Origin of the sequence: Finegoldia magna (assembly GCF_018371055.1) — a bacterium.
GTDB lineage: Bacteria > Bacillota > Clostridia > Tissierellales > Peptoniphilaceae > Finegoldia > Finegoldia magna_I.
Map to the genome: position 1 here is coordinate 1 of NZ_JAGYZD010000116.1, position 5395 is coordinate 5395.

Annotated in this window: 5 protein-coding genes and 1 pseudogene; 1 reads left to right on the top strand and 5 read right to left on the bottom strand. The window is 29.5% G+C overall.

What is annotated here, in order from left to right:
• Positions 1-151: 151 nt before the first annotated feature.
• The 5 genes from KHW44_RS06020 to KHW44_RS06040 all read right to left on the bottom strand — a co-directional run bounded on the left by KHW44_RS06020 (position 152) and on the right by KHW44_RS06040 (position 5120).
• On the bottom strand, positions 152-1183 hold the full coding sequence (locus KHW44_RS06020; RefSeq protein ID WP_304067185.1) for a M42 family metallopeptidase: 1032 nt from the start codon (positions 1181-1183) through the stop codon (positions 152-154).
• A gap of 100 nt (positions 1184-1283) precedes the next feature.
• A complete protein-coding gene (locus KHW44_RS06025) occupies positions 1284-2696 on the bottom strand; it encodes a HAMP domain-containing sensor histidine kinase (protein ID WP_304067188.1) in 1413 nt (470 codons plus the stop codon).
• Between the two features lie 88 nt (positions 2697-2784).
• The gene (locus tag KHW44_RS06030; RefSeq protein ID WP_094205148.1) at positions 2785-3453 is read right to left on the bottom strand and encodes a response regulator transcription factor; all 669 of its coding nucleotides are present in this window, start codon (positions 3451-3453) and stop codon (positions 2785-2787) included.
• Between the two features lie 51 nt (positions 3454-3504).
• A complete protein-coding gene (locus KHW44_RS06035) occupies positions 3505-4257 on the bottom strand; it encodes an ABC transporter permease (protein WP_094223051.1) in 753 nt (250 codons plus the stop codon).
• Entirely contained in the window at positions 4257-5120 is an 864-nt protein-coding gene (locus KHW44_RS06040; RefSeq protein ID WP_094205150.1) for an ATP-binding cassette domain-containing protein, read from the bottom strand. Before KHW44_RS06040 ends, KHW44_RS06035 begins: the two co-directional genes overlap by 1 nt.
• 105 nt (positions 5121-5225) lie before the next feature.
• Here KHW44_RS06040 and KHW44_RS10120 point away from each other — a divergent pair.
• A pseudogene (locus KHW44_RS10120) lies at positions 5226-5395 on the top strand (nucleoside 2-deoxyribosyltransferase); the annotation flags it as partial.

Below are 5395 nucleotides of genomic sequence, written 5' to 3' on the forward strand. Positions count from 1 at the left end.
AATTAAAACAAAATTAAACGGAATGTCCCCTGTCATGTACAGATTACATTCCGCTTAAAATATTATTAAATTATTCCGTGTTTACGGGTTCAGGTCAAATGTATTGGATTATTAATACGTTCTTGGTTTTTTATTTAAAGTAAGATAAAATTTATTTCTTGTCTTCGATGTATTTTATACATAAATCGATAGATGCTTGTAATCCTTCTTGGTGAGTTCTTTCCATTGCGTGTGATGCATCAACACCAGGGCCAATCAAAGCAACTCTCAAATTATATCCTGCTTCTAATGCTGCTGATCCGTCTGAACTGTAGAATGGGTAGATGTCAACTGCGTGAGGAATATTATTTTCTTCACAAATTCTAACCAATCTTTCTTTTAATTCCAAATCGTAAGGGCCTGAAGAATCTGCTGCACAGATAGTTGTTTTAAATTCAGAAGATGTTTGTCCATCTCCAGGAGCAGCCATGTCTACAACGATGAATTCGTCAGTTTCTTCTGGAATTCCGTAGCATGCACCGTGACCAACTTCTTCGTAGTTTGAGATGAAGAAGTTAAGTGTGTGTTTTGGAGTGATGTTGTTTTCTACAAAATATCTTACTGTTTCATATAATACGTATACGCAAGCTTTGTCGTCTAAGTGTCTTGATTTTACGAATCCACTTTCTGTTAATTGTGTTCTTGAATCTAAATATATAAAATCACCGACGTTAATTCCAAGTTTTTTTACATCTTCAGCTGATTCTACCTTTTCGTCGATTCTGATTTCCATAGTCTTGGCGTTTCTTTCGTTGCTTTTAGTTTCTGGGCCGTAAACGTGAACTGATTGTTTGTCGTTTAAGCATGTTCCAGTGTATTTTTTGCCAGACATTGTAGAGATAGTTACGTATTCATTTTCAACAGAGTTGTATGCGTATCCACCTACTAAGAATGTTTTTAATCTTCCGTTAGGTTTGATTTCTTTAACCATTAATCCCAATGTATCTACGTGAGCTGCAAATGTAGATTGTTTTTCGTCAGTTTCACCACGAAGAGTAACCACCATTGCACCTTTGTTAGTGAAGTTGATTTCAACTTTTCCTAATTCTTCGAATTTTTTTCTAACTTTTTCCATAACGACTTTAGTGTCGCCAGATGGAGAAGAAGTCATTAAAATTTCTTCTAAAAAATCTAAATTTTCCATATTGAGAACCTCCTAAAATATATTTTTATGATACCACATATAAACACATTGTTTCAATTATTTGAGCTCATAGTTAATATTTTCGTTAATGATTACGAGATTAATTGGTTTTTAAAATTTTCACAGTGAATGTTTCGTTTGAATACGCTATTTTAATTTTATAATTCATATCTTCAAGTAAGTTTTCGACGATATACATTCCAATTCCTTTAGATTTATTTTTTGTGGATGATACGAAAGGGTGAGTGATTTTATTTAAAAGAATTTTATCTACAGTTGTAGGGTTGTTCGAAATCTCAATAACATCATTAAAATCGCAGCGTATGTTTCCTCCGAAATCTGTGTACTCTATTGCGTTTTTTAGTAAGTTATCAAAAATTATTCTGAAATGGTCATAATCTACTATGTCGGATTTTTCTCCTTTAATCGTTACTTTTAAATTTTTCTCAGTTATTAAATCATGATGATTTTTAACGGATTCTCTCATTATCTCTGATAATTTCAAATTTTCCATTATCGGATTTTCATCAATTTTATTCATGAATAATAAATCATCTATTAGAATTTGAATTTGGTATAATTTTTTCCTAAGTTCTGGCAAGTACTTGTCGGTGTCTTCGTATTTTCCTATTTTTTCAATCATACTATCATTCAATAAAATAGCAGTTTGAAGAGGTGTCTTCAATTCGTGAGATGTAGATTTGATGAAGATTTCTTTTTTCTTCGTGTTTTTTTCTAATATTTTATAATTCTCAGTTAGTGTTTCGTACAGTGATTTCAAGTTATTAGAAAGTTCTTCGATCTCATCGTTAGTATGAATTTCCAAATCATATTTGGCGTTTTTTTGGTTTTTGGATACTTTAGTGAAATTATTCATCTTTAGAATTGGTTGTGTTATTGATTTTGAGTAGATTTTATTTAGTAAGAACACTATCATTACTATAAGCAAGAAAATCACAGGAAATGCAGAAATCACAGTAGATTTTATATCGGAAATGCTGTTAAATATATAAGGATATATAGAAACATAAGTTCCTTCAGAATGTTTTGATATTAAAATAAGATTAGTAGCGATAGAATCTTTTGTTTTGGACTCTGCTTTAATTAGTATTGAATTATTCTTTCTTTTAATACTAAAAGTGTCTTTTGATACATTATTGATATTACTGTAACTATCAATTATAACGTATTTTTCTAGTTCTTTTTTTGCTTCTTTTATTAAAGGGTTTATTAATCTTTCAGAATTTTTAGAATTTATCTCTTTGAACTCATCGGTTTCAAGAGAGCGTAAAAGATTTTTTATATTTTCATTTTTAATTGTCATACTTAAATTAAATCGCAGACCAGAAAACACAACTTTATCTTTTCCTTTAGGAATAAAATATGAATACATACCCTCTTTTGCGATTTCATTTAGATTATTGTAATTTTTGTTTTTTATAAATGAATCATGAACTGATGATGCAATATTCTCTGCTGATTCTATTTTTTTTTCTAAGTATACATTGGGCATATAAAAAGCCATATAGGAAAATATAATAGTACATATCAAGAGAGTGAGGATGATATTATAGAGAAAATTTTTTGATGAAATATTTAATTTAGGCTTCTTCATTTAACTTATACCCCGCTCCTATAACTGTTTTAATAAAGTCTTTGGGTAGTTTTTTCCTCAAATTTTTTATATGGGAATCTATAGTTCTACTGCTTCCATAAAAATCTGTGTTGTAGAGAGAATTAATGAGATTTTCTCTTGAAAATACTTTTGTTGGATTGTTTAGAAACAACGACATAATTTGAAACTCTGTCACTGTTAATTTCAAATCCATTCCATTGTATAATACGCGAAAACCTTCTTCATCTAACGATAATCCCACCCGTGAAGTGTTTTGTGAAAAACTTCTTCTTTTCATTATCATTTCTAGTTTTTTAATCAATAGTATTGGCTGAACTGGCTTGACAATATAATCGTCACAATACAGATCAAAAGCACTAATTTGAGTATTTAAATCGTCAAGAGCAGTCAGCATCAATACGTTTGAGTTTGATATAGATGGAGTATTTCGTATAAACCTTAATACATCTATTCCGCTGTTTTCTCCTTCGACCATAATATCTAGGATGATAGCATCAAAACTATTATTACTCAAAATTTTAATCGCTTCATCGCCATTTGAACTTTGACACACATCAAATCCAGCTATTTTCATGTATTCGGTTAAAATCTCTCTTATTTGCAATTCGTCTTCTAAAAAGAATATTTTTTTCATACCATCACATCCTATAATAATTATATAATAAGTTGATAAAAAATGTAGTTTTTAGTTCGATTTGCGTTTGTTTTTGTAAATAGATATAGTAAATAATACTAATGATAATAAGACTAATACGATTAAAGATTGAAAGAATGAATAGTTTAATTTTGCTCCTTTTGCGACTTCATTCACATATTCTATAGAAGAAAAGTGACTAATTGGAATTAATTGTGCAATCTTCTTGATTCCTTTTGGCATATCTTCTACTTGAATCCCCATCATTCCTCCTAGTATCATACTCAAAAAGTATATTCCCATTGAAAGGGAAAAAGAAATAGAGAATTTTTTAAAGAATATACATATAGAATATCCGATAAAAAAAGAAGCAACAGCAATCAAAGTTACAAATCCTGTGTGTTTTATTATTGATATTAAAGGAATATTAACACCTAAAGCGTATTTCATAACCCCAAAATAAAAAATATTACAAACAGTCCAGAATAAATAATAGACTATAAATTTGTATTTTGCCATTGATAAATGATTAATTGAAAACAAGTCTAACCTATCATATACACCTTCTTCCAAATCTTTAGCAAATAATGCTGATAATCCAACTAAAAATATAGAAAGTGGGCTTATAATACTAATAGTTAAAACTATGCTTCTTTTTACCTCATCAATGAGAGATGCAGGAATATCTTTGAGTCCCGATATTATTAGAAACGACATCAATATTGGAAATACCATTCCGAAAAATAAACCTGTAAAGTTTTGTAAAAGTAACTTTGTCTCAAATTTAAAAATGTATTTGTTCATTATTTTGCTCCTTCCTTCTTCAATGCATTAAGAACTGTAAGTTCAATAGAATCATTCAAACGTTCGAATTGTTGATCATTATCCACAAGAGTGGATATCAATTTTTTCTCTGCATTTATATCATGAAATCCTGCAGCTATTTTGTTTTCCATGGCTTCTAATCTTATATCTTTTGGTATAAGTGATTCTGTTATGTTGTTTTTTTCGGTTAGAATAACTGAACTTGTACAGTATTTTAAGAACATATCTCTTTTTTTTCCGTAGAAAAGAACTTTTCCTTCATGTAAATACAACAATTTGTCACAAATATCCTCTAGTTCTTGATAATAATGACTAACCATGAGGATTGTTGTTGACTTGTCTTTGTAGTATTCTACTATTTTTTCCATTAATGATTGTCGACTTACAAAATCTAGCCCTGTTGTTACCTCATCAAATATAGTGACTGGAGAATTTTGCCACATAACCAAAATCAAAGTGAGTTTTTGTTTTTCTCCACCAGATAATTTTTTAAATGATTTGTGAAGCAATTTTTCGAAATCGAAATACTTTATTAAATCCATCAAATTTTCATCTGATTCTATTTTTTTATTAGTAATCATTTGAATAATATCTTTTGTTTTTACCGTTTCTGAATAATTGTTAAACTGCATGTGAACTGCAATTTTTTCTTTGGGTATATCGCTTGAAATGCTCCCACTATAATTAACTAATCCCAAAATTGCCTTAATTAACGTGGATTTTCCTGCACCATTTGATCCAATAATTCCTATTTTATGAGCATCTTCTAGGACGATTTCATCTTTAATATCAACAGCAATTTTGTCTTTGTATTGAACTTTAACGTTATTTAATTTAATCATAAGCTCCTCCTTGTTATCTATATAATAAAATGCGGGTGTGGATTTAAAGTGCATTTGGTATATAATTTAGGTAAATTATTATGATAAAATTAATTGAGGTGAAAAATGAAAGGATATTTTGCATCGCATTTCTTCAACGACGCAATGTTTCGTTGGACTGAAGATTTGGCGAGATTTATAGAGAAAGAAGTGGACATTGATTTGTATGTGCCACAACGAAATGATTCGATAAACAACAAAAAAGACAATGATGCTACAATCACTGACATCGACAT

Coding starts and splice junctions, on each gene's coding strand:
- KHW44_RS06025 (WP_304067188.1), bottom strand. CDS start 2,696: ATGCCCAATGTATACTTAGAAAAAAAAATAGAATCAGCAGAGAATATT.
- KHW44_RS06020 (WP_304067185.1), bottom strand. CDS start 1,183: ATGGAAAATTTAGATTTTTTAGAAGAAATTTTAATGACTTCTTCTCCA.
- KHW44_RS06035 (WP_094223051.1), bottom strand. CDS start 4,257: ATGAACAAATACATTTTTAAATTTGAGACAAAGTTACTTTTACAAAAC.
- KHW44_RS06030 (WP_094205148.1), bottom strand. CDS start 3,453: ATGAAAAAAATATTCTTTTTAGAAGACGAATTGCAAATAAGAGAGATT.
- KHW44_RS06040 (WP_094205150.1), bottom strand. CDS start 5,120: ATGATTAAATTAAATAACGTTAAAGTTCAATACAAAGACAAAATTGCT.